The 19,249-nt window shown below is 65.6% G+C and carries 18 protein-coding genes; 10 read left to right on the forward strand and 8 right to left on the reverse strand.

All coding sequences use genetic code 11. The features are described 5' to 3' along the window. The first annotated feature begins 62 nt into the window (after nt 1-62). Complete coding sequence (locus tag BST13_RS04945; RefSeq protein ID WP_083161213.1) at nt 63-881, forward strand: acyl-CoA thioesterase domain-containing protein; 819 nt, start codon at nt 63-65, stop codon at nt 879-881. 24 nt (nt 882-905) lie between these two features. Next, entirely contained in the window at nt 906-2,387 is a 1,482-nt protein-coding gene (locus BST13_RS04950; RefSeq protein WP_083161215.1) for an FGGY-family carbohydrate kinase, read from the forward strand. Nucleotides 2,388-2,390: 3 nt separating this feature from the next. On the opposite strand, the gene BST13_RS04955 is transcribed toward BST13_RS04950, so the two are convergent. Next, the gene (locus BST13_RS04955; protein WP_083161217.1) at nt 2,391-3,413 is read right to left on the reverse strand and encodes a sugar-binding transcriptional regulator; all 1,023 of its coding nucleotides are present in this window, start codon (nt 3,411-3,413) and stop codon (nt 2,391-2,393) included. 153 nt (nt 3,414-3,566) lie between these two features. On the opposite strand from BST13_RS04955, the gene eltD reads away from it, so the two are divergent. The 6 genes from eltD (at nt 3,567) to BST13_RS04985 (ending at nt 10,167) form a co-directional block, all read left to right on the forward strand. After that, a complete protein-coding gene (eltD, locus tag BST13_RS04960; RefSeq protein WP_083161404.1) occupies nt 3,567-4,631 on the forward strand; it encodes an erythritol/L-threitol dehyrogenase in 1,065 nt (354 codons plus the stop codon). A gap of 69 nt (nt 4,632-4,700) precedes the next feature. Continuing rightward, complete coding sequence (locus tag BST13_RS04965; protein ID WP_170064259.1) at nt 4,701-6,080, forward strand: extracellular solute-binding protein; 1,380 nt, start codon at nt 4,701-4,703, stop codon at nt 6,078-6,080. A gap of 14 nt (nt 6,081-6,094) precedes the next feature. Further along, complete coding sequence (locus tag BST13_RS04970; protein WP_083161219.1) at nt 6,095-7,051, forward strand: carbohydrate ABC transporter permease; 957 nt, start codon at nt 6,095-6,097, stop codon at nt 7,049-7,051. A gap of 4 nt (nt 7,052-7,055) precedes the next feature. Continuing rightward, entirely contained in the window at nt 7,056-7,934 is an 879-nt protein-coding gene (locus tag BST13_RS04975) for a carbohydrate ABC transporter permease (protein ID WP_083161221.1), read from the forward strand. Further along, nucleotides 7,934-9,049 (forward strand): ABC transporter ATP-binding protein, encoded by a 1,116-nt coding sequence (locus BST13_RS04980; RefSeq protein ID WP_083161223.1) that lies wholly within the window; start codon nt 7,934-7,936, stop codon nt 9,047-9,049. Before BST13_RS04975 ends, BST13_RS04980 begins: the two co-directional genes overlap by 1 nt. Then, complete coding sequence (locus tag BST13_RS04985) at nt 9,046-10,167, forward strand: ABC transporter ATP-binding protein (protein WP_083161225.1); 1,122 nt, start codon at nt 9,046-9,048, stop codon at nt 10,165-10,167. The genes BST13_RS04980 and BST13_RS04985 overlap by 4 nt, the downstream gene beginning before the upstream one ends. Nucleotides 10,168-10,177: 10 nt before the next feature. On the opposite strand, the gene BST13_RS04990 is transcribed toward BST13_RS04985, so the two are convergent. Next, nucleotides 10,178-10,645: a GtrA family protein gene (locus BST13_RS04990; protein ID WP_083161227.1), complete on the reverse strand. Its 468-nt coding sequence runs from the start codon at nt 10,643-10,645 to the stop codon at nt 10,178-10,180. Nucleotides 10,646-10,732: 87 nt separating this feature from the next. Then, nucleotides 10,733-11,584 carry a thioesterase family protein gene (locus BST13_RS04995; RefSeq protein WP_083161229.1) on the reverse strand — a complete coding sequence of 284 codons (852 nt, stop codon included), beginning with the start codon at nt 11,582-11,584 and terminating at the stop codon, nt 10,733-10,735. A 121-nt stretch (nt 11,585-11,705) separates the two neighbouring features. Here BST13_RS04995 and BST13_RS05000 point away from each other — a divergent pair, with 121 nt between their 5' ends. Further along, nucleotides 11,706-12,317, forward strand: coding sequence for a TetR/AcrR family transcriptional regulator (locus BST13_RS05000; RefSeq protein ID WP_245839351.1), 612 nt, complete (start codon nt 11,706-11,708; stop codon nt 12,315-12,317). A 76-nt stretch (nt 12,318-12,393) separates the two neighbouring features. Continuing rightward, entirely contained in the window at nt 12,394-13,260 is an 867-nt protein-coding gene (locus BST13_RS05005; protein WP_083161231.1) for an EamA family transporter, read from the forward strand. Nucleotides 13,261-13,339: 79 nt separating this feature from the next. Here the strand turns inward: BST13_RS05005 and BST13_RS05010 are convergent, their stop codons facing one another. The 5 genes from BST13_RS05010 to BST13_RS05030 all read right to left on the reverse strand — a co-directional run bounded on the left by BST13_RS05010 (nt 13,340) and on the right by BST13_RS05030 (nt 19,233). Then, complete coding sequence (locus tag BST13_RS05010; protein WP_064946297.1) at nt 13,340-14,185, reverse strand: ABC transporter permease; 846 nt, start codon at nt 14,183-14,185, stop codon at nt 13,340-13,342. Next, a complete protein-coding gene (locus BST13_RS05015) occupies nt 14,182-15,057 on the reverse strand; it encodes an ABC transporter permease (protein ID WP_083161233.1) in 876 nt (291 codons plus the stop codon). Before BST13_RS05015 ends, BST13_RS05010 begins: the two co-directional genes overlap by 4 nt. A gap of 4 nt (nt 15,058-15,061) precedes the next feature. Further along, nucleotides 15,062-16,255 carry a polyamine ABC transporter substrate-binding protein gene (locus tag BST13_RS05020; protein ID WP_083161244.1) on the reverse strand — a complete coding sequence of 398 codons (1,194 nt, stop codon included), beginning with the start codon at nt 16,253-16,255 and terminating at the stop codon, nt 15,062-15,064. A 63-nt stretch (nt 16,256-16,318) separates the two neighbouring features. Further along, nucleotides 16,319-17,434: an ABC transporter ATP-binding protein gene (locus tag BST13_RS05025; RefSeq protein ID WP_083161246.1), complete on the reverse strand. Its 1,116-nt coding sequence runs from the start codon at nt 17,432-17,434 to the stop codon at nt 16,319-16,321. Between the two features lie 344 nt (nt 17,435-17,778). After that, entirely contained in the window at nt 17,779-19,233 is a 1,455-nt protein-coding gene (locus BST13_RS05030) for an MFS transporter (protein ID WP_083161410.1), read from the reverse strand. Between the last annotated feature and the right edge of the window lie 16 nt (nt 19,234-19,249).

The raw sequence follows: 19,249 nt of genomic DNA on the forward strand, positions 1-19,249 counted from the left end.
AACGATCTGTCCATATTATTGGGCCCAAGCCGGATAGTTAGCTCATATGCGACGATGCGGTGATGACCGAGCGTGCCACGCATTTCACCCAGACCGATCAGGACCGGTTCATGCCGACTAAATTCGCGCAGAGCCACTGGGGTGAAGACCACCTCAACGGACCGGCGCTGGTCGGCCTGGCGGCCCACGCGCTCGAGTCGACATACGGACTGCCCGAGTTCCTGCCCGCCCGGCTGACGGTCGACCTGTTCAAAGCGGCCCGCGGGGTGCCGACCACCACCAAGGTCGCGTTGGTCCGCGACGGCAGGCGAGTGCGCAATTCGGAGTGCGAGCTGGTGCAGGACGGCGTCACGGTGGCGAAGGCCACGCTCGTGCAGTATCGGAGGTCATCGGCCCCGCGGGGCGAGGAATGGTTCGCGACACCGGAATTCGCGGCGCCGGCCACGCTCGATTCGACCCAGATGACGCTCATGGGCAGCGACGAAGCCGGTTGGGGCGGAACCATTGCCGATCACCAAAATGCCTCGCGCAAACGGTTCATCAATCGAACCATCACCGTCGTCGACGGTCGGCCGAACTCCCCGTTCGTCCGGGCCGCGATGGCGGCCGAGGGCACGAGCCTCGTCACCAACCTGGGCACCGCGGGCGTCGGCTACATCAACGGCGATCTCACCGTGGGTCTGGCCCGGCTACCGCTCGATGACTGGATCGGCGTACAGGCGGACTCGCACTGGGCCGTGGACGGCATCGCGGTGGGCGCCTCGACGTTGTTCGACAGCGCGGGCGCATTCGGCACCGGCCTCGTCACCGCCGTGAGCAATCCGCAGGCGCAGATCGACTTCGCCAACGACCCGTTCCCGGAGCGCTCTGCCCCGAGGTGAGGGCCTCGTCGTAGGGTTGTCGGCGTGGAGGTGCTGCTCGGAATCGACATGGGGACCGGAAGCACCAAAGGTGTCCTCGTCGACACGTCAGGTTCGGTCATTGCCACCGAGACGGTTGCGCACTCCATGGACCTACCGCGACCTGGGTGGGCCGAGGTCGATGCGGAAAACCTGTGGTGGCGTGAGGTTTGCCTGATCAGCACGGCACTGATGGCCCGCATGCCGAGCGGGGCTGCGCTGGCCGGCATGTGCGTCAGCGGCGTCGGCCCGTGCCTGGTGTTGTGCGACGACGATCTGCGCCCGCTGCGCCCGGCGATCCTGTACGGCATCGACACCCGCGCTGCCGCGGAGATCGCCGCCTTGACCGCCGAGTTCGGTGAGGCCGAGATCCTCGAGCGGGCAGGCACCCTGCTGTCCAGCCAGGCGGTCGGGCCCAAGCTGGAATGGGTGCGTCGCCACGAGCCCGAGGTGTTCGAACGTGCCACGGGCTGGTTCGGGTCCAACTCGTTCATCGCCGCCAAGCTCACCGGTGAGTACGTTATGGACCACCACACGGCGAGCCAGTGCGACCCGCTCTACGCCACCCGCGACTTCACATGGAATCTGCCATGGGCGCAACGCATCTGCGCGCACCTGCCGCTGCCGCGGCTCGTGTGGCCCAGCGAGGTGGTGGGTACCGTCACCGCGCAGGCTGCGGCGGCCACGGGCGTGCCCGCGGGGACGCCGGTCGTGGCCGGAACGGTGGACGCGTATTCCGAGGCGTTCTCGGTCGGGGTACGCCGCCCCGGCGACCAGATGCTGATGTACGGGTCGACGATGTTCCTGGTGCAGGTGATCGCCGAGTACCACAGCGATCCGGCGTTGTGGACGACGGCAGGCGTCGAACGCAGCACCCTGGCGCTGGCCGCGGGCACCTCGACCGCAGGCAGCCTGATCAACTGGCTGCAAGGCGTCACCGGCGGAGCGTCCTTCGAGGAATTGGTGGCCGAAGCCGGTGATGTCCCGCCGGGCAGCGAAGGGCTGTTGGTGCTGCCCTACCTGGCGGGGGAGCGCACGCCGGTATTCGATCCGCAGGCCCGCGGCGTGGTTGCCGGTTTGACCCTGCGCCACGGCCGTGGGCATCTGTTCCGCGCTGCCTACGAAGGGATTTCGTTCGGGATCCGGCAGATTCTGGAACGTTTCGACGACGCCCACAGCGGTACCCGCACCGTCGCGGTCGGCGGTGGGCTGCGCAGTCCGATCTGGGTGCAGGCGGTCAGCGACATCACCGGCCGGCCGCAGTTGATCCCGGAGCAGGGGATCGGCGCCAGTTACGGCGACGCCCTGCTGGCGGCGATCGGGACAGGGTTGGTGCCTGCCGACACCGACTGGGCCAAGATCGCCCGCGAGATCAAGCCCGACGCGCGCAACCGCGCGCTCTACGACGATCTGTATTCGACGTGGCGGGAGCTGTACCCGGCGACCAGGGAGCAGGTGCACCGGTTGTCCGGTCAGACCACCGGGTGACGGCTAGCCCCGTTCGGTTCGTTCGAGGATGGCCGACGCCGTCACCGGGTCGGTCACCAATTGGTTGAAGTATCCGCCGCGGGCGCCGGCGATGATCGAGTCGACCTTGTCCCCGCCGACGGCTACCGCAATGGTGACCGGAACATGTTGCAGCACTTCGAGTTCCACCGCAATGAGGCGGTCGCTGCCGTCGAACTCCACCGGTTCGCCGTCCCGGTCGTAAAACCGCGAGCACACATCGCCGACCGCGGTGCGCAGTGACGTTGACCCGGTCGGCACGAACCGGGGGATGTCCGAACGGCTCAGCGGCGGGGCGCCGACGCCCATCAATGCGCATCGGGCCCGCGGCCACAGGTTCAGCACCCGTTGGATGCTCGGATCGTTGAGCAACGACGGGTACAGATCGGGCCCTGGCAATGCGGGCGCGAACAGGTAGTTCGGCCTGCCTTTGACGCGGTTGGCCACCAGTCGCGTGATCTCGTTGGTCTGGTACCACTCTTCGGGCTGATCATTGCCGCCGACGGTGGGGGCGACCAGGACACCGGGGAGGTCGACGAGTTCATACTGGGCGACCTCATAGACGGTGCGGCCCGACGACACGAGCAACACGTCACCCGGCAGCAGTCCGGCCGCGGTCAGCGCGCGACCCACTGCGGGCGCCAACGCCGCGCCCATCACGTCGACGTCGGTGCGGCCGGGACCCGGCTGCGCCAGGGGATGGCACAGGAACACGGTGTTGAGGGCGAGAGCTCGCGTCAATCGGTCCGCGACGTCGCCGGCGGTCACTTCGGCCGGCGGCACCACCTCGATGCGGACGATCCCGCGCCGCTTGGCTTCTGCGAGCAGCCGGCTGACGGTCGCCCGGCTGGTACCGAGCTGGGCTGCGACATCGGCCTGGGTTGCGTCCTCGGTGTAGTACATCTTCGCGGCGGCGTACAGCAGCGAGGCCGGAAAGTGGCCGGATTCGGCGTCGACCGATGAGCCGTCGACACCGTTCGACGGCGTCGGCTGCGCTGACCTGGGCATCTGACGAGTATGACACTGAACATCTGTTCTCGTTCAGATTTCTCTGCACAATTGTTCTGGACATATGTGCATAGGCTGGTTAATGTGACACCAACCACAGTGTGAAAGGTGTCCGTAGTGTCCAATCCAGGCTCCGCCCAGATCCCCGAGAAGATGCAGGCAGTGGTCTGCCATGGCCCGCAGGATTACCGGCTTGAGGAAGTGGCTGTGCCACAACGCGGCCGGGGTGAGGCGCTGATCCGCGTCGAAGCGGTCGGCATCTGCGCCAGCGATCTGAAGTGCTATCACGGCGCCGCCAAGTTCTGGGGCGACGAGAACCGCCCGGCCTGGGCCGAGACCATGGTCATCCCCGGGCACGAATTCGTCGGTCGGGTGGTCGAACTCGACGACGAAGCCGCCCAGCGGTGGGGCATCGCCGTGGGCGACCGGGTGGTGTCGGAACAGATCGTGCCGTGCTGGGAGTGCCGGTTCTGTAAGCGCGGCCAGTACCACATGTGCCAGCCTCATGATCTCTACGGCTTCAAGCGCCGCACGCCCGGCGCCATGGCCAGCTACATGGTCTATCCGGCGGAAGCGTTGGTGCACAAGGTCTCCGGTGACATCCCGCCGGCCCACGCCGCGTTCGCCGAGCCGCTGTCCTGCGCGCTGCATGCCGTCGAGCGCGCCCAGATCACTTTCGAGGACACCGTCGTGGTGGCCGGGTGCGGACCCATCGGCCTTGGCATGATCGCCGGCGCGAAATCCAAGAACCCCATGCGGGTCATCGCCCTGGACCTGGCACCGGAGAAGCTCAAGCTCGCCGAGCGCTGCGGCGCCGACCTCACGATCAACATCGCCGAACAGAATGCCGAAGAGATCGTCAAGGGCCTCACCGACGGCTACGGCGCCGACGTGTACCTCGAGGGCACCGGCCATACTTCCGCTGTGCCCCAGGGCCTGAACCTGCTCCGCAAGCTCGGCCGGTACGTCGAATACGGCGTCTTCGGCAGTGACGTGACCGTCGACTGGAGCATCATCAGCGACGACAAGGAGCTCGACGTGCTGGGCGCCCACCTCGGGCCGTACTGCTGGCCCGCCGCGATCAAGATGATCGAATCCGGCACGTTGCCGATGGACCAGATCTGCACCCACCAGCTGCCCCTCACCGAATTCCAGCGCGGCCTGGATCTGGTGGCCAGCGGCAAGGAATCCGTCAAAGTCTCCCTGATCCCGGCGTAAATGGAGCCCGAAGCAATGAGCAGACGTGTCCGTCCCGGTTCGTCGGGACCGCAACTGTCGCGTCGAAGCATGTTGGCGGCCTTGGGAATCGCGGGGGCGGCCGCCGCCAGCGCGCCGATCCTGAGTTCGTGCGGTGTGGGTGGCCGGGTGTCGGCGCCCAATGGCGCCGACGAGATCACCGGTGGCTTCGACTGGAAGAAGGCCTCGGGTGCGACCATCAACATCCTGCAGACGCCCCATCCCTATCAGCTGTCCTATCAGCCGCTGATCAAGGAGTTCACCGAACTCACCGGCATCACCGTCAACGTCGACCTGGTGCCCGAGGCCGACTACTTCACCAAGCTCAACACCGAGCTGGCGGGCGGCTCCGGCAAGCACGACGCCTTCATGCTCGGGGCCTACTTCATCTGGCAGTACGGCCCGCCCGGGTGGATCGAGGATCTCGGCCCGTGGCTGAAGAACAGCTCGGCCACCAGCGCCGAGTATGACTTCGAGGACATCTTCGAAGGCCTGCGGACCTCCACGCGCTGGGACTTCACCCTCGGTCACCCGTTGGGAACCGGTGGGCAGTGGGCGATCCCGTGGGGCTTCGAGAACAACGTGGTGGCCTACAACAAGAAATACTTCGATCAGCGCGGCATCACCAAGCTCCCGGACAACCTCGACGATTTCATCCAGTTGGCCGTCGACCTGACCGACCGCTCGGAGAACCGCTACGGCATCTCCACCCGCGGCTCGAAGTCATGGGCGACCATCCATCCCGGGTTCATGACGCAGTACACCCGGGAGGGCGCCGTCGACTACAAGTTCAACGGTTCGGAACTGATCGCGGAGATGGACAGCGACATCGCGATCGACTTCACCAAGAAGTGGATCGACATGCAGCACCGCGCCGGCCCGACGTCGTGGACCACCTACGACTATCCCAATGCCACAGGCGATCTCGGCGACGGCAAGGCGATGATGGTGTTCGATGCCGACAGCGCGACCTATCCGAAGAACAAGCCGGGGGCCAGCAAGGAGGCGGGCAACCTGGGATGGTACGCAGGCCCCGCCGGGCCCGACGGCAACTACAAGACGAACCTGTGGACGTGGAGTTGGGCGATGTCGGCGAACTCCCGCAACAAACTTCCCGCCTGGCTGTTCATCCAGTGGGCCACCGGCAAGGACTCGATGAACAAGGCCGTCGAGGGCGGCACCTACGCCGATCCGGTACGCAAGTCGGTGTTCGACACCACGTTCAAGCGGGTGGCGGCCGACCAGTTCGGCTACCTGCAGGCCTTCGAGACCGTCATCGCCGAGTCGAAGATCCAGTTCACACCCCAGAAGAAGTTCTTCGACACGACCCAGAACTGGGCCGTCGCGCTGCAGGACATCTATGGCGGTGACGACGCCGCCACCCGGCTGCGCAGCCTCGCCAAGACGAATACATCCAAGGTCAACCTCTAGGAGCTCTGGCCCACATGACAACTCAGACTCCGAAGGCGCCGGCGACATCGCAGGAGCAGCACGCGGCCGCGGCCCGCCGCAACCTGCCGGAGGTGCCTGCCTGGCGCCGACGGTTGCGGCCGTACGTGCTGTCCATCCCCGCGCTGGTGATCGTCATCGGCATCCTGTACCCGTTCGTCCTCGGCGCCTACTACGCCTTCCTCAACTACGCCGCGGTCAACCCGGATCCGCACTTCGTCTGGTTCGACAACTTCAAATCCGTGCTGGGCGACCGGGTGTTCTGGAAGAGCGTCACGGTCACGCTGATCTTCGCGGTCGTCGCCACCGGCGTCGAGACCGTGCTGGGCGTGGGCCTCGCGCTCCTGCTCAACCGGTCGTCGATCATCGGCAAGATCTTCGAGAAGGTGCTCATCCTGCCACTGATGATCGCCCCCGTCATCGCGGGCGTGATCTGGAAGCTGATGTTCAATCCGCAGTTCGGTGTGCTCAACCATGTTCTGGGACTGGGCAACACGTTCGACTGGTTGTCCTCGACGCATGCGTTGTGGTCGGTGATCCTCGTCGACCTGTGGATCTTCACGCCGTTCGTGGCGATCCTCGTGCTCGCCGGCATCCGGTCGTTGCCCAAGGAGCCGTTCGAGGCCTCGGAAGTGGACGGCGCCAGTTGGCCCTACATGTTCCGCAAGCTCATGCTGCCGATGCTGTGGCCCTACATCCTGGTGGCGGTCATCTTCCGGTTCATGGACAACCTCAAGGTGTTCGACCACATCTACGTGCTCACCGCCGGCGGTCCTGGCGTCGCCACCCGCACGCTGCAGATCGGGGCGTTCGAAGACTCCATCATCAACCTGGACTACTCCCGCGGCAGCACCTACATGCTGCTGCTCTGGATCATCGTGTTCATCACCGCACGCTACCTGGTGAGCGTGCTGGGCAAGGCGCAGCGCCGAGCTGCCGGAGCGGAGTCGTAACACCATGGGACTCTTCAACAGATCCGAACTCCTCCCGGGACAGAAGCGCCTGTCGATCGGGTCGGTGGCCGCCGACGTCGGTCTGGTCTTCTGGTTCGTGTTCTCACTGTTCCCGATCGCCTGGATGGTGGTCCTGGCCCTCAAGAACGCCGAGCAACAGACCACCACCTACTTCTCGTTCAGCCCGACATGGTCCAACTTCGCCACCGTGCTCTCCGACAAGGGCACCCAGATGACCAGCGTCGACTTCAAGGCCTCGCTGCTGACCAGCCTGCTGAACTGCGGTGGCGCGGTGATCGTTTCACTGGTCATCGGCATCCCTGCCGCGTACGCCGCCGGTCGGTGGCAGTACAAGGGCTCCAATGACCTGATGTTCCAGATGCTCTCGTTCCGGTTCGCGCCCGAGCTCATGGTGATCGTCCCGTTGTTCGTGATCTACAACCAGATCGGGCTGTTCGACACCAAGGTCGGCATGATCTGGGTGCTGCAGCTGGTCACCATGCCTCTGGTGGTCTGGATCCTGCGGTCCTACTTCCAGGACCTGCCCGAGGATCTCGAGCAGGCCGCACTGCTCGACGGATACACGCGGCGGCGCGCGTTCGTCATGGTGGCGCTACCCATCGTGCGGCCCGGCATCGCCGCCGCAGCGTTGCTCGCGTTCATCTTCGCGTGGAACAACTACGTGTTCCCGCTGATTCTCGCCGACAGCAATGCCGGCACGGTGACCGTTGCGATCACCAAGTTCCTCGGCGGCGGCGGGCAGGCGTATTACAACCTGACCGCCGCGGCCGCCATCATCGCCGCGCTCCCGCCGCTGGTCCTGGCCTTGACCATCCAGCGGTACCTCGTGCGCGGCCTGTCGTTCGGGGCGGTGAAGGCCTGATGTCCACGGTGTCGATTGCCGATGTACACAAGAGTTTCGGCAAGACCAAAGCGGTCGACGGACTGTCGGTGGACATCGCCGACGGTGAGTTCTTCGTCATCCTCGGCCCCAGCGGCGCGGGCAAGACCACCACGTTGAAGTCGGTCGCCGGTCTGGTCGACATCGACGAGGGGTCGGTGCACATCGGCGGTGTGGACGTCACCAAGGTGGAGCCATATCACCGGAATGTGGCGATGGCATTCGAGAGCTATGCGCTGTACCCGCAGAAGACGGTGGCCGAGAACCTGGCCTCACCCCTGAAAAGCGGTCGCACCGGCCGGTATTCGGAGCAGGAGCGCGCCGAGCGCATCGACCAGGTTACCTCGACCCTGGGAATCAATCATCTGCAGAAGCGGTTTCCGCGGGAGCTGTCCAACGGTCAGCGTCAGCGCGTGGCGCTCGGTCGGGTGTTGGTGCGGCCTGCCGACATCTACCTGCTCGACGAACCGCTGAGCCACCTCGACGCCAAGTTGCGCGCGGCGATGCGCGCAGAACTCAAGCAGCTCGGTGCGATGAGCAACACCACGACCGTCTACGTCACTCACGATTATCAGGAGGCGCTCGCGCTCGGCGACCGCATCGCGGTGATGCGCGAGGGCAGGTTGGTTCAGATCGGCACACCGGAGGAGATCTGGCGCCGCCCGGCCGACACCTTCGTCGCGAAAGCGCTGGGTCAGCCCGAGATCAACCTGATCGACGGCGTCGTCGACGACAGCCGGATCCGCCTCGGCGACAGATCGTTCGACCTCCCCGTTCCCGCCGGGGTCGAATGTGCGCGTGGTGATCAGGTCCGGGTGGGCCTGCGGCCCTGCGATATTCACGTCACCTCCGGTGCGGGCGTGTTGAGCGGCCGCGTGCTGCTGGCCGAACGTCTCGGCCGCAACGTCGAACTCACCGTGACGGTGGGTGGGACTCAGCTGATCGTGCTCACCTCGGGCCGCGAAGGCGTCGGCGAGGGCGCGGACGTCGCCATGACCGTGGCCGATTCCGACATCCATGTGTTCGCCGCGGGTCCGGGTGACACCCGCCGACTGGACGACGGCAAGCGCGATTCCGCATTGGAGGTAGCTCAGTGACCACGACCGTGACACCCCCCGACACCGCACAGAGCCTCACGCTGGACAAGCTGGTGAAGACCTATTCGTCTCGGGGCCGCGAGAGCTTCCAGGCGGTCAAGGGCATCGACATGGCGATCCGCCCGGGAGAGCTGGTGGCGCTGCTGGGGCCTTCGGGCTGCGGCAAGACCACCACACTGCGCATGATCGCCGGCTTGGAGACGGTGACCAGCGGCTCCATCCGGATCGGCGATCGCGAGGTATCGCAGCTGCCGGCAGCCAAGCGCGGCATCGGTGTCGGGTTCGAGAGTTACGCCCTGTACCCGCCGATGTCGGTCCGGGAGAACCTGCTCTACGGGCTCAAGGCGCGCAAGGTCAAAGGCGCTGAGCAGATGGTCGATTCCATCAGCAGGCGCCTGGAGATGGACGACATGATGGGGCTGCGCCCGGCCGGCCTGTCCAGCGGGCAGAAGCAGCGCGTGGCGCTGGCCCGCGCCCTGGTGCGCAATCCTCCGGTGTTGTTGCTCGACGAGCCGCTGAGCCATCTCGACGCGTCGGCCCGGCAGCGGGTGCGTCGGGAACTCAAAGTGCTGCAACGTGAATTCGGCTACACCACCATCGTCGTCACGCACGATCAGGTGGAGGCCCTGTCGCTGGCCGACCGGCTCGCGGTGATGGATGCCGGTGTGGTGCAACAGTTCGGAACCCCCGACGAGGTGTTCGACGATCCCGCGAATCTGTTCGTCGCCCAGTTCGTCGGTGAACCGCAGATCAATGTTCTGCACGGCGTCGCGCGGGCAGCGGGTGGCGCGGTCAGGGTCGAGATCGGTTCGGGCGCAGGCGCGTTGGATACCACGGTGACCGGCGTCGCCGACGGCACGAAGGTCACCGTCGGGATCCGGCCGCAGGACTGCGTGATCGGCTCAGCCACCGGCAACGGCATCCGGGTCACCGTCGCCTATTTCGAACATCTGCTGGAATTCGGGCTGGCCACCAGCACGGTTGCCGGCATCGAGGAAGGCATCGTGGTGCAGACCCCTGCTGCGGAAAGCTATGAACCCGAGCAGCAGGTCACCCTGAGCGCTCCGGCCGAGCGCGTGTACCTGTTCGACTCCGACTCGGGGGAGAGGCTGCGGTGACGACACCCGCTCACCGGCGGAACACCAACCAGCGCATCGCGCTGTACATGTAGATGGCCTCGCAGGCGCCCGCGGCGATCCTGGCGAGGTGATATTCGACGCCCAGCGCGGCCAGCCCGCTCGACACCCCGAGGATGAACGCCACGTAGTTGATCACGACGACGATCACGTACACCGCCAGCTGCGGGCCGACGGAGGCATGCGACCGGAAGTTCAGCGTCCGGTTCAAGTAGTAGGCCAGGGCGAATGCGCACGAGTACGCGATGGTCACCGCCACTGGTAGCGGCAGCCCGAACGACCCGCGCAGCACCGTCAACGCCAGCAGGTCCACACCGAAGGTGAAACTGTTGATCAGCACGAACCCGAGGAAGGTCGACGCCACCAGCCTGCTCAACCCGAACGGCAGGCGGCCGACGGCCCGTTCGCAGAAGCGGTGGAACCGCTCCGCCGCCGACAGTTGATCAGGCTCGATAACCACATGTCCACCGTGACAGTTGCGGGTGTCGGGACCGTGATCGCCGAGCGAACGATGTGGGTCGGCGTCGTCTTCCGCCTCGGCGACGGCTCAGTGTCCTTTCGGGATCATCGCGAGCTGGCGGCTCTGCACGATGACCTGCCCCGTCGCATCGAGGATCAAATGGTCCTCCTCGAACAGGGTCTCGCCGATGACGGTGGCGCTCGCCATGACCCGCATCCAGCCCGGCGCGGGCCGGCGGCGCAGGTAGGTGGTGAGCTGAACCGTCGGCGTCCAGCCGAACATGCCCCGGTTCATCGTCACCGGTGCGCTGATGTCACCGGCCATGACCGCGAACAGCAGCGCCGTATCGGGATCGGCTTCGTCGGCTATGAAGGGCCGCAGCCACATTCGATTGATCGGTTCGCCCTGCTGCCCGGCCAGAAACAAGGCCGCCGAAGGATCGATACGCAGATCGCAACCCTGGGCCACATGCACGACCTGCCCCATGGGGTGCGCAGGGGAGACGTGTACGGCGTCGGCGGACGGTTCGGCGGGCATGTCCGACAGGGGCAGCGGCTCCTGATCGCGAGGATCCGCCACATCCAGATGTCCGAGGGTGACTGCGGAGGACACCGCCACCAGATCACCTTGGGACAGCTCGACATCGACAACGCTGACCTGTCGCCCCCGCTTGCGGACGGTGGCGGTGAGCGTCACGTCGCCCGGCTCGGGGGCGTGAAGATAGTTGGCGCTCACGGCGATCGGTTGCAGGTCAGCCTCGGCGCCGAAGGCCCGGCGGGCCGCGGCCGCACACAGCGCCATCATGCAACCGCCGTGCACCTTGGGGCCGATGGTCCAGATGGGATCCACGGATGCCGCGTAGGTGCCGTTGCCGACGGGTTCGAGCCTCGTCAGATCGGTGAACGGCCGCGTGGAGGTCAATGTTTCGGTCAAGGTCATCCCTTTCACTGGCCTATAACCTTACAGCCATAAGCAAACACGCGTACAGTTGACGTGCGTCACGTCTGATGCGGGGCCCGATAACCTAACGGATGTTAGTTTAACGTGTTAGGATACGGACATGTCGCGGTCCACACGTCAGCGCAATTCGCGCGGTCAGGGCGGGCTGCTCCGTGACGAGATCCTTTCGGCCGCAACCCGCGTCATCGATGTCGCACAGACCGAGGCGGAGGTGTCGCTGCGCAGCATCGCACGCGAGGCCGGTATCGCGGCGCCGTCGGTCTATGCCCATTTCGAAGACCGCGACCAGGTGCTGCAGGCCGTCGTACAGACGAGCTGGGAACAGGTCTGCGCGGAGATCACCGAACAGAGCAAGGCCGGCAAGACCGCGAGGGATCGAGTGATCCTCGGATGCCGGGCGTATGTCGCGTTCGCGCAACGCTATCCGTTGCGGTACACGCTGATGACACAGGCCGCAGACGTCGCGCCCGCGGCGCGCCAGGCCCTCGAGGTGGTGACGCGAGGACTGCTGGCCTGCCGCGGTGCCGACCCCAAGTCGACGCCGACGCGGGCTTCGCACCGCAGCGCCGCGTCGTTGTCGGTCGCACTGCACGGTGTCGCCATGTTGCACCGCACTGATTCACCCAACTTGTGGCTCAGCGATTTCAGCACCGATGACATCATCGCGAACCTCGTCGACGCCGCCATCCTGCGCCAGGACCAATCGTGCTGATCGTCAATAAATCCCGAACGGTATGTCCGTAAATATCACGTGGACACGAACGATTTCGGTGCCGTTCAATGCAGTAATGACCACCGGTAGTGCCCGCCAAGGCGCCCTCATGGCGATCGCGGCGATGCTCATCGTGCAGCTCGGCGCTGCCATCGCCGTCGAGCTCATCGACGACCTGGGCGCTGTGGGCGTCGCGTGGCTGCGCCTGGCCTGGGCCGGTCTGATCCTGTTGGCGATCGTGCGGCCACGCCCGACTCATTTCACCCGGTCGTCGTTCGTCGCATGCGTGCTGCTGGGAGCGGCCACGGCCGGCGTGACCATCCTGTTCATGCTGGCGGTGGCGCGCATCCCGCTGGGCACCGCGAGCGCTCTGGAATTCCTTGGGCCGCTGGGGGTTGCGGTCGCCAAAGGCAGCGGCCGCGGACGGTTCGTCTGGCCCGCCGCGGCCGGTGTCGGCGTGGTGCTGCTGACCGAGCCGTGGACGGGGTCCGTCGATCCGATCGGTGTGCTGTTCGCCCTCGCCGGGGCATTGTGCTGGGCGTCCTACATCCTGCTGACCCAGCGCGTCGGGGACGAGGTGGCCGGGCTCAGGGGGCTGGCCATCTCGATGCCGGTCGCTGCGCTGGTCGCCAGCCTGGCAGCGGGACCGGCCACATTCGGGCGGCTCACCCCGCAGCTCCTGCTGATCGGTCTCGGCCTGGCGATCCTGTTGCCCGTCATCCCGTTCGCTCTGGAACTGTTGGCGCTGCGTCGGCTCACCACCGCGGCGTTCGGCACGCTGATGAGTCTCGAACCCGGTTTCGCGATGCTCATGGGACTGCTCATCCTGCACCAGGTTCCGGCACTGCTCGGCGTGGTCGGCATCGCGCTGGTGGTCGTGGCCGGTGTCGGCGCGACGAGCAACGGCGCACGCACGGCACCGGTGCCCGCCGAGGTCGGCTGACCGATCGTCGAAATTGACACCAGGGCTGTGGAATACGAAAATTCACAGCCCTGGCGTCGATCTCGACGGGATCAACCGCTTATGCGTCGATTCGCTTGCGCCGGTAGAGCGTTCCCGCCATCAGCAACACCAGGCTGATCACCAGAATCGCGGTGGCGAGCACGTTGATCTGCGGTGGCACCGCAGCCTTGACCGCCGCGTTGACATACAGCGGATACGTGACCGTCGACCCGCTGACGAAGTAGGTGATGATGAAGTCGTCGAGTGACAAGGCGAACGACAACATCGCCGCGGCGACGATTCCCGGAACGATCAGTGGCAGAGTCACTTTGAAGAACGTGCGGGTGGGGCTCGCGCCGAGGTCCATCGACGCGTCCTCCAACGTCCAGTCGAATCCCCGGACCCTGGCTCGCACCGTCATGGCGATGAAGCTGACCTCGAAGGCGATGTGCGCGATGAGGATCGTGACATAGCCTGTCGCCCAACCCAGGTCGAGGAACAGTGTCAGCAGCGACGCGCCCATCACCACCTCTGGCGCCGTGAGCGGCAACACCAGGAACGTGTCGACGGCCTTCTGTCCCCGAAACCGTTGGCGCACCAGGGCGATCGCCACCAGCGTGCCCAGGACGAGGGCGACGGCGGTCGACACGGCGGCGACGTTGAGACTCAACTTCAGCGCCGCGGTCAGGTCCGGGTACTTGAACGGGTGGGTCCAGTTGTCGAAGGTGAATTCCTGCCACGTGTAGTTGAACTTGCCCGCAGGCTTGTTGAACGAGAACAACACGATGACGAAGATCGGCAGGAACAGGTACAGCAACACCAGGCCTGCGACGATGCGCAACGCCCAGTCACCCCACCTCGGGGTGCCCTTGACGGTTTTCGGTACGTCCGGACTCGTCGCGGCGGCAACCGCCACGGATGTCATACCAGGTCCTCCGTCCCCAGAGCCCGCGTGTACAGCAGGACGCCGACGAGGATGATCGCCATCAGAACCATGCTCAGCGCGGCTGCGACCGGATAGTCCTTGACCACCAGGAACTGCTTCTGGATCACGTTGCCGATCATGCTGGTCTGCGTGCTGCCCAGGTAGTCGGCGTTGATGAAGTCACCGACGGCCGGAATGAACACCAGCATGCTGCCCGCCAGCACGCCGGGCATGGACAACGGCAGGATCACCTTGGTGAAGCTGCGCCGATTGGTGGAATACAGATCCTTGGACGCCTCGATCAGGCGCGGGTCGATCTTCTCCAAGCTGACGTAGAGCGGCAGGATCATGAAGATGATCCAGTTGTAGACGAGGCCACCGATCACCGCCCAGCTCGTCGACAGCAACCGGCCCTCACTGGGCAGCAACCCGAGCGAACCGAGAGTGCTGACCACCCAGCCGTCGTCGGCCAGGATCGTCTTCCAGGCCAGCGTCCGGATCAGGAACGTCACGAAGAACGGCAGGATCACCAGGCCAAGAAGCAGGTTCTTGTACCGGCCTGCCTTGAAGGCGATCACGTACGCGAGCGGAAATGCCAGCAGCGCACACACCACCGTGGCAGTCAGTGCGTACCCGAACGAGCGCAGGATCTGCTCACTGTAGGTGCTGAATGCCTTGGCGTAGTTGCCGATACTCCAGTCGAAGGTCAGCGTGGGCAGATACACCGATCCGCCCGAGCTGGACAACGACGTGCGGGCCAGAGAGAAGAACGGCACCACGAAGAAGATCCCGAGGTACACCAGCGCCGGCAGGATCATCAGGTACGGAGCCACTTTGCTCCGCTGCCGGCTACTGGTCGCTACACCTGCCATCGGCTCAGCCGCCGGTGACTGCGGCGTACATGGCGTTGAACTCCTGGGTCTGCTCGTCGGTGAGCGCCGCCCAGGACTTCAGCTTGGCCAGTGTCTCGGCGGGCGGGTTGATCAGCGGGTTCTTGCTCAAGTTCGGATTGATCTTGTCGAGCTCCTCGGCCATGTCCGTCAGGACGGGCACGTACTGGGTGAACGCGACGAGCTTGGCGTAGTTCGGGCGATCGTAGACGTAGTTGATCCAGGCCTCGGCACCCTTCTGGTTCTGGGTGGTGTAGGGGATCACCATGGTGTCGATGAACCAGTCGCCGCCCGCTTCCGGGACCACGAAGTGCAGATTGGGATTGTCTGCCTGCAGCTGCACCACATCACCCGAATAGGCTTGGGCGACAGCGATATTGCCGGCAGCAAGGTCGTCGGCGTAGTCGTTGCCGGTGAACCTGCGGATCTGCCCCTTGTCCTTCTGCTCACGGACCAGGTCGACGGCCTTCTGGACCCCTTCCTTCGTGGGGTTTTCTGGCGAGTTGCCCTGAGACTGCATGATCATGCCCAGACCGTCCTGCATATCGGACAGCAGGCTGACCCGGCCCTTGAACGCGGGGTCCCACAGGTCCTCGACCTTCGCGATGTCGCGGCCGGTCGCGGCTTTGTTGTAAGCGAGACCGACCATGCCGGTCATGTACGGCGCCGTGTACTTACGGCCCGGGTCGACCTGCGCGTTGAGCAGATCGGGGCGCAGGTTCTTCTTGTTGGGGACGCGGGAATCGCGGATCTCGTTGAGCCAGTGCAGGCCGTTGAGCCGAAGCGCCATGAACTGGGTGGGCACCACCAGATCCGCGCCGATGTCCTGCTTGCGCGACAACGGCTCCTTGACCTTGGCGAACCACTGCTCGTTGTCGTTGAAGTCCTCTCGGTAGTCCACGGTGAGCCCGGAAGCCTTCTGGAAGGCGTCGACGAAGCCGGGCGCCATGTAGAGCGGCCAGTTCGAAATGCGCAGATGGCCGCTCGCCGGAGTGCCGTCATCGGGGGGCGCGGAGCTCGAGGGGCTACTGGCCTTCTCGCTGGAGCCACACGCCGCGAGGAACGACGGGCCAAGGGCGAGCGCGGCTGCGGCCGCCGCGCCTCCGCCCAGGAACCGGCGCCGGGAAGTGGGGTTGGCGGCCAGTCGGGCGAGCAGTGCGGGATCGGTGTGGTTGGGCATGAGCGACCTTTCGGTGAATTGGGGCGCTTTCGGATGAGGGGGAGTGGTGACGGCAGGCGGCGACTACGAGTCGTCGAGCATCTCTTCGAGGTCCTCGGTGGTCGGGATGTCCGCCGCGGGCAGTACCCGGGAGGCGTCCGGTGACCAGCTGACGTGCACGGCGTCGCCGGGCCGCAGCAGCGGCAGGTCCTGCTCCGCGCCGACGTGGGCGATGATGGTCGAATCATCTTGCGCGGCAAGGGAAAGCCGCACCACCGGGCCCTGGAAGGTGAGATCCTTGACGGTCGCGGGCACGGTCGCTACGTCCCCGTCCGGCCGGTCCATGGTCACCCGGACTCGTTCCGGACGCACCATGAGCGTCGCGTGGCCGCCGGGCTCGATCGTCGTGTCGCCGGGCTTGGCCTTCAATGTCGTTCCCAGCACGTCGACTTCGACGAAATCGCGGTTGGCCCTTCCGGTCTGCCGTCCGGCCCACAGGTTGGCCTGGCCGATGAAGCTCGCCACGAACACCGTGGCCGGCCGATCGTAGATCTCGGTCGGGGTGCCGATCTGCTCGACGTTGCCCGCGTTCATCACGGCGATCCGGTCGCTCATGGTGAGCGCTTCTTCCTGATCGTGCGTGACGTAGATGAAGGTGATCCCGACTTCCCGCTGGATGCGTTTGAGTTCGAACTGCATGGCATGCCGCAGCTTCAGATCCAGCGCGCCCAACGGCTCGTCGAGCAACAGCGCGCTCGGGTAGTTGACCAGCGCGCGTGCCAGCGCGACCCGCTGCTGCTGCCCGCCGGACAGCTGGCCGGGTTTGCGATTGGCGAAGTCCGTCAGTCGCACGATCTCCAACAGCTCGTCGACGCTGCGCTTGATCTCGGCCGCGCTCTTCTTCGCGGACTTCTTCCGGCTGCGTGGCCCATAGGCGACGTTGTCCCACACTGTCATATGCGGGAACAGCGCGTAGTGCTGGAACACAGTGTTGACGTTGCGCTTGTGCGGCGGGACGTGGGACACGTCGACGCCTTCGAGCCGGATCGCGCCCTCGGTGGGGCTCTCGAATCCCGCGATCATCCGAAGCGTCGTCGTCTTGCCACACCCGGATGGACCGAGCATGGAGAAGAACTCGCCGGAGGCGATCGAGAAGTCCGCCTCCTGTACGGCGACGTAGTCGGCGAAGCGTTTGGTCACATGGTCGATCTCGATGACTGGGCTGCCACTTGCAGGTGGCGCTCCAGCTTGTCCCGCCGAATCGTCGATGGCGGTGGTGTCTGGGCCGGTCAGTGGAGTTCCTCCTAAGGCTCAGCGTGGCGCTGTGGGTAAACCATCGCGGATGGGGCCGACGTTCGCAAGCGATTCCGCAACGATTTAACATTTCTACAATGGAATCCTTCGTTTGAAGGCGACTTTTGCACGTATTCCTACAGTGAAGGGGGCGTGCAACCACAACCAGCGCGCTCGCGCTGACGGGTCTGGGAGGCTGCGCTCAGTTTCTCAGGATGCTGCGATCCGGCGGCGCGAAACCGACGACGGGATCAGCCCCATTCGTGGTTCATCGCCCGGGCCTCCGACAGGGTTTGCACCGATTGCCGGTGGCGATCGGGAGTACGCGACATTGCGATGAGAGCCATCGCCAGGGCGGCCGTGACCGCGCCTGCGACGAAGATGATCACGAAGCTGGATTCCGAAGGTACGCGGGCGTGGCCGATGAGCACCGCGACGATCGCGGCGGCGATCGAGCTCCCGACTGTCCGGGCTATGGCATTCATGCTCGTGGCGATACCCGTCTGCGCCGCGTCGACCTCGCTGACAACCAGGGCAGGTAACGCCCCGTACCCCAGGCTGATGTACGCGTTGGCCAGCACCCCGGCGACGATCACCTGCCAGGCCTGGTCGTGGGCGAGCGCCAGCACGACGAACCCGGCGATGCCGGCGACGGCCGCGACTGCCATCACCCGCCGTGCGCCGTAGCGGTCGATGAACCGACCGCTGATCAGGGCCACGACGAATCCGGTGAGTGCGCCCGGCAACAGGAAATAGACGCTGACCTGCAGCACGGTGGCGCCGAACCCGTAGCCGGCCACCTCGCGCGGCATCTGGACGAACTGGGTGAGCCCCAGGAAGGCGAAGTACAACCCCATGCCGACGAAGACAGTGGCGACGTTGGTCATCAGGATCGGCCGTCGGGTGAGCATCGCGGTCGACACGAGGGGCTGTTGCACCCGCCGCTCCCACAACCACCACCCGGCCAGCACGACCACTCCGGCCGTCAGCAGGCCGAGCGTCGCCGGGACGGCCCAGCCCCACGCGTTGCCCTGGGTGATGCCGAGCAGCAAGGCCGACAGTCCGACGGCCAGCCCGATGGCCCCGAGCCAGTCGATGGTGCCGGTCGTGTCCGGCCGACGGTCTGGAACGGCAAGTGCCGCAAGGACAATGACCACGGCGGTGAAGGCAGTGGTGAGCCAGAAGACGCGGTGATAGCCGGCGTCGCCCGACATCAATAGTCCCGTCACGACCAACCCGGCGCCGCCACCGAAGCCGAGGGTCCCCGACAGGATCGACATCGCCCCCACCAGTCTGTCCTCGGCGAGTTCGGCCCGCAGTACGGCGATACTGATCGGATAGAGCGCGTAGGAGGCGCCCTGCAGCACCCGCGCGACGATCAGTAGCGGCACCGAGGCGGTGGTCGCGGCCAGCAGCGAGCCGGCGAGTACGACGGCAAGCACGGCGAGCAGAACCCGCTTCTTGCTGTACAGGTCGGCGAGGCGGCCGATGAGTGGGGTGGCCGCGGCTGCGGCAAGCAGGTTCGCGGTCACCGCCCAACTCACCGCAGCGGTTGTCGATCCCAGTTGTGTGGCGATGACACCGAGGACGGGCACCACTGCGGTCTGCAGGACCGCGACGGTCAGCACGACGAGACTCAACCCGGCGATCAGCACGGCGGGGCGGGTCGCGGTGGTGTCAGGGTTTCCGATCCTGGGCACCACCACCGTCACTCCATTCGTT

Source organism: Mycobacterium aquaticum (assembly GCF_002086485.1).
In the GTDB taxonomy this organism is placed as follows: Bacteria; Actinomycetota; Actinomycetes; order Mycobacteriales; family Mycobacteriaceae; genus Mycobacterium; species Mycobacterium aquaticum.

What these genes read in the sequence shown, in the direction of transcription:
- BST13_RS04975 (WP_083161221.1), top strand. Translation starts at nt 7,056, where the DNA reads ATGGGACTCTTCAACAGATCCGAACTCCTCCCGGGACAGAAGCGCCTG.
- BST13_RS04945 (WP_083161213.1), top strand. Translation starts at nt 63, where the DNA reads ATGACCGAGCGTGCCACGCATTTCACCCAGACCGATCAGGACCGGTTC.
- BST13_RS04980 (WP_083161223.1), top strand. Translation starts at nt 7,934, where the DNA reads ATGTCCACGGTGTCGATTGCCGATGTACACAAGAGTTTCGGCAAGACC.
- eltD (WP_083161404.1), top strand. Translation starts at nt 3,567, where the DNA reads ATGCAGGCAGTGGTCTGCCATGGCCCGCAGGATTACCGGCTTGAGGAA.
- BST13_RS04970 (WP_083161219.1), top strand. Translation starts at nt 6,095, where the DNA reads ATGACAACTCAGACTCCGAAGGCGCCGGCGACATCGCAGGAGCAGCAC.
- BST13_RS05020 (WP_083161244.1), bottom strand. Translation starts at nt 16,255, where the DNA reads ATGCCCAACCACACCGATCCCGCACTGCTCGCCCGACTGGCCGCCAAC.
- BST13_RS05000 (WP_245839351.1), top strand. Translation starts at nt 11,706, where the DNA reads ATGTCGCGGTCCACACGTCAGCGCAATTCGCGCGGTCAGGGCGGGCTG.
- BST13_RS04995 (WP_083161229.1), bottom strand. Translation starts at nt 11,584, where the DNA reads ATGACCTTGACCGAAACATTGACCTCCACGCGGCCGTTCACCGATCTG.
- BST13_RS04965 (WP_170064259.1), top strand. Translation starts at nt 4,701, where the DNA reads ATGTTGGCGGCCTTGGGAATCGCGGGGGCGGCCGCCGCCAGCGCGCCG.
- BST13_RS05005 (WP_083161231.1), top strand. Translation starts at nt 12,394, where the DNA reads ATGACCACCGGTAGTGCCCGCCAAGGCGCCCTCATGGCGATCGCGGCG.
- BST13_RS05010 (WP_064946297.1), bottom strand. Translation starts at nt 14,185, where the DNA reads ATGACATCCGTGGCGGTTGCCGCCGCGACGAGTCCGGACGTACCGAAA.
- BST13_RS04955 (WP_083161217.1), bottom strand. Translation starts at nt 3,413, where the DNA reads ATGCCCAGGTCAGCGCAGCCGACGCCGTCGAACGGTGTCGACGGCTCA.
- BST13_RS05015 (WP_083161233.1), bottom strand. Translation starts at nt 15,057, where the DNA reads ATGGCAGGTGTAGCGACCAGTAGCCGGCAGCGGAGCAAAGTGGCTCCG.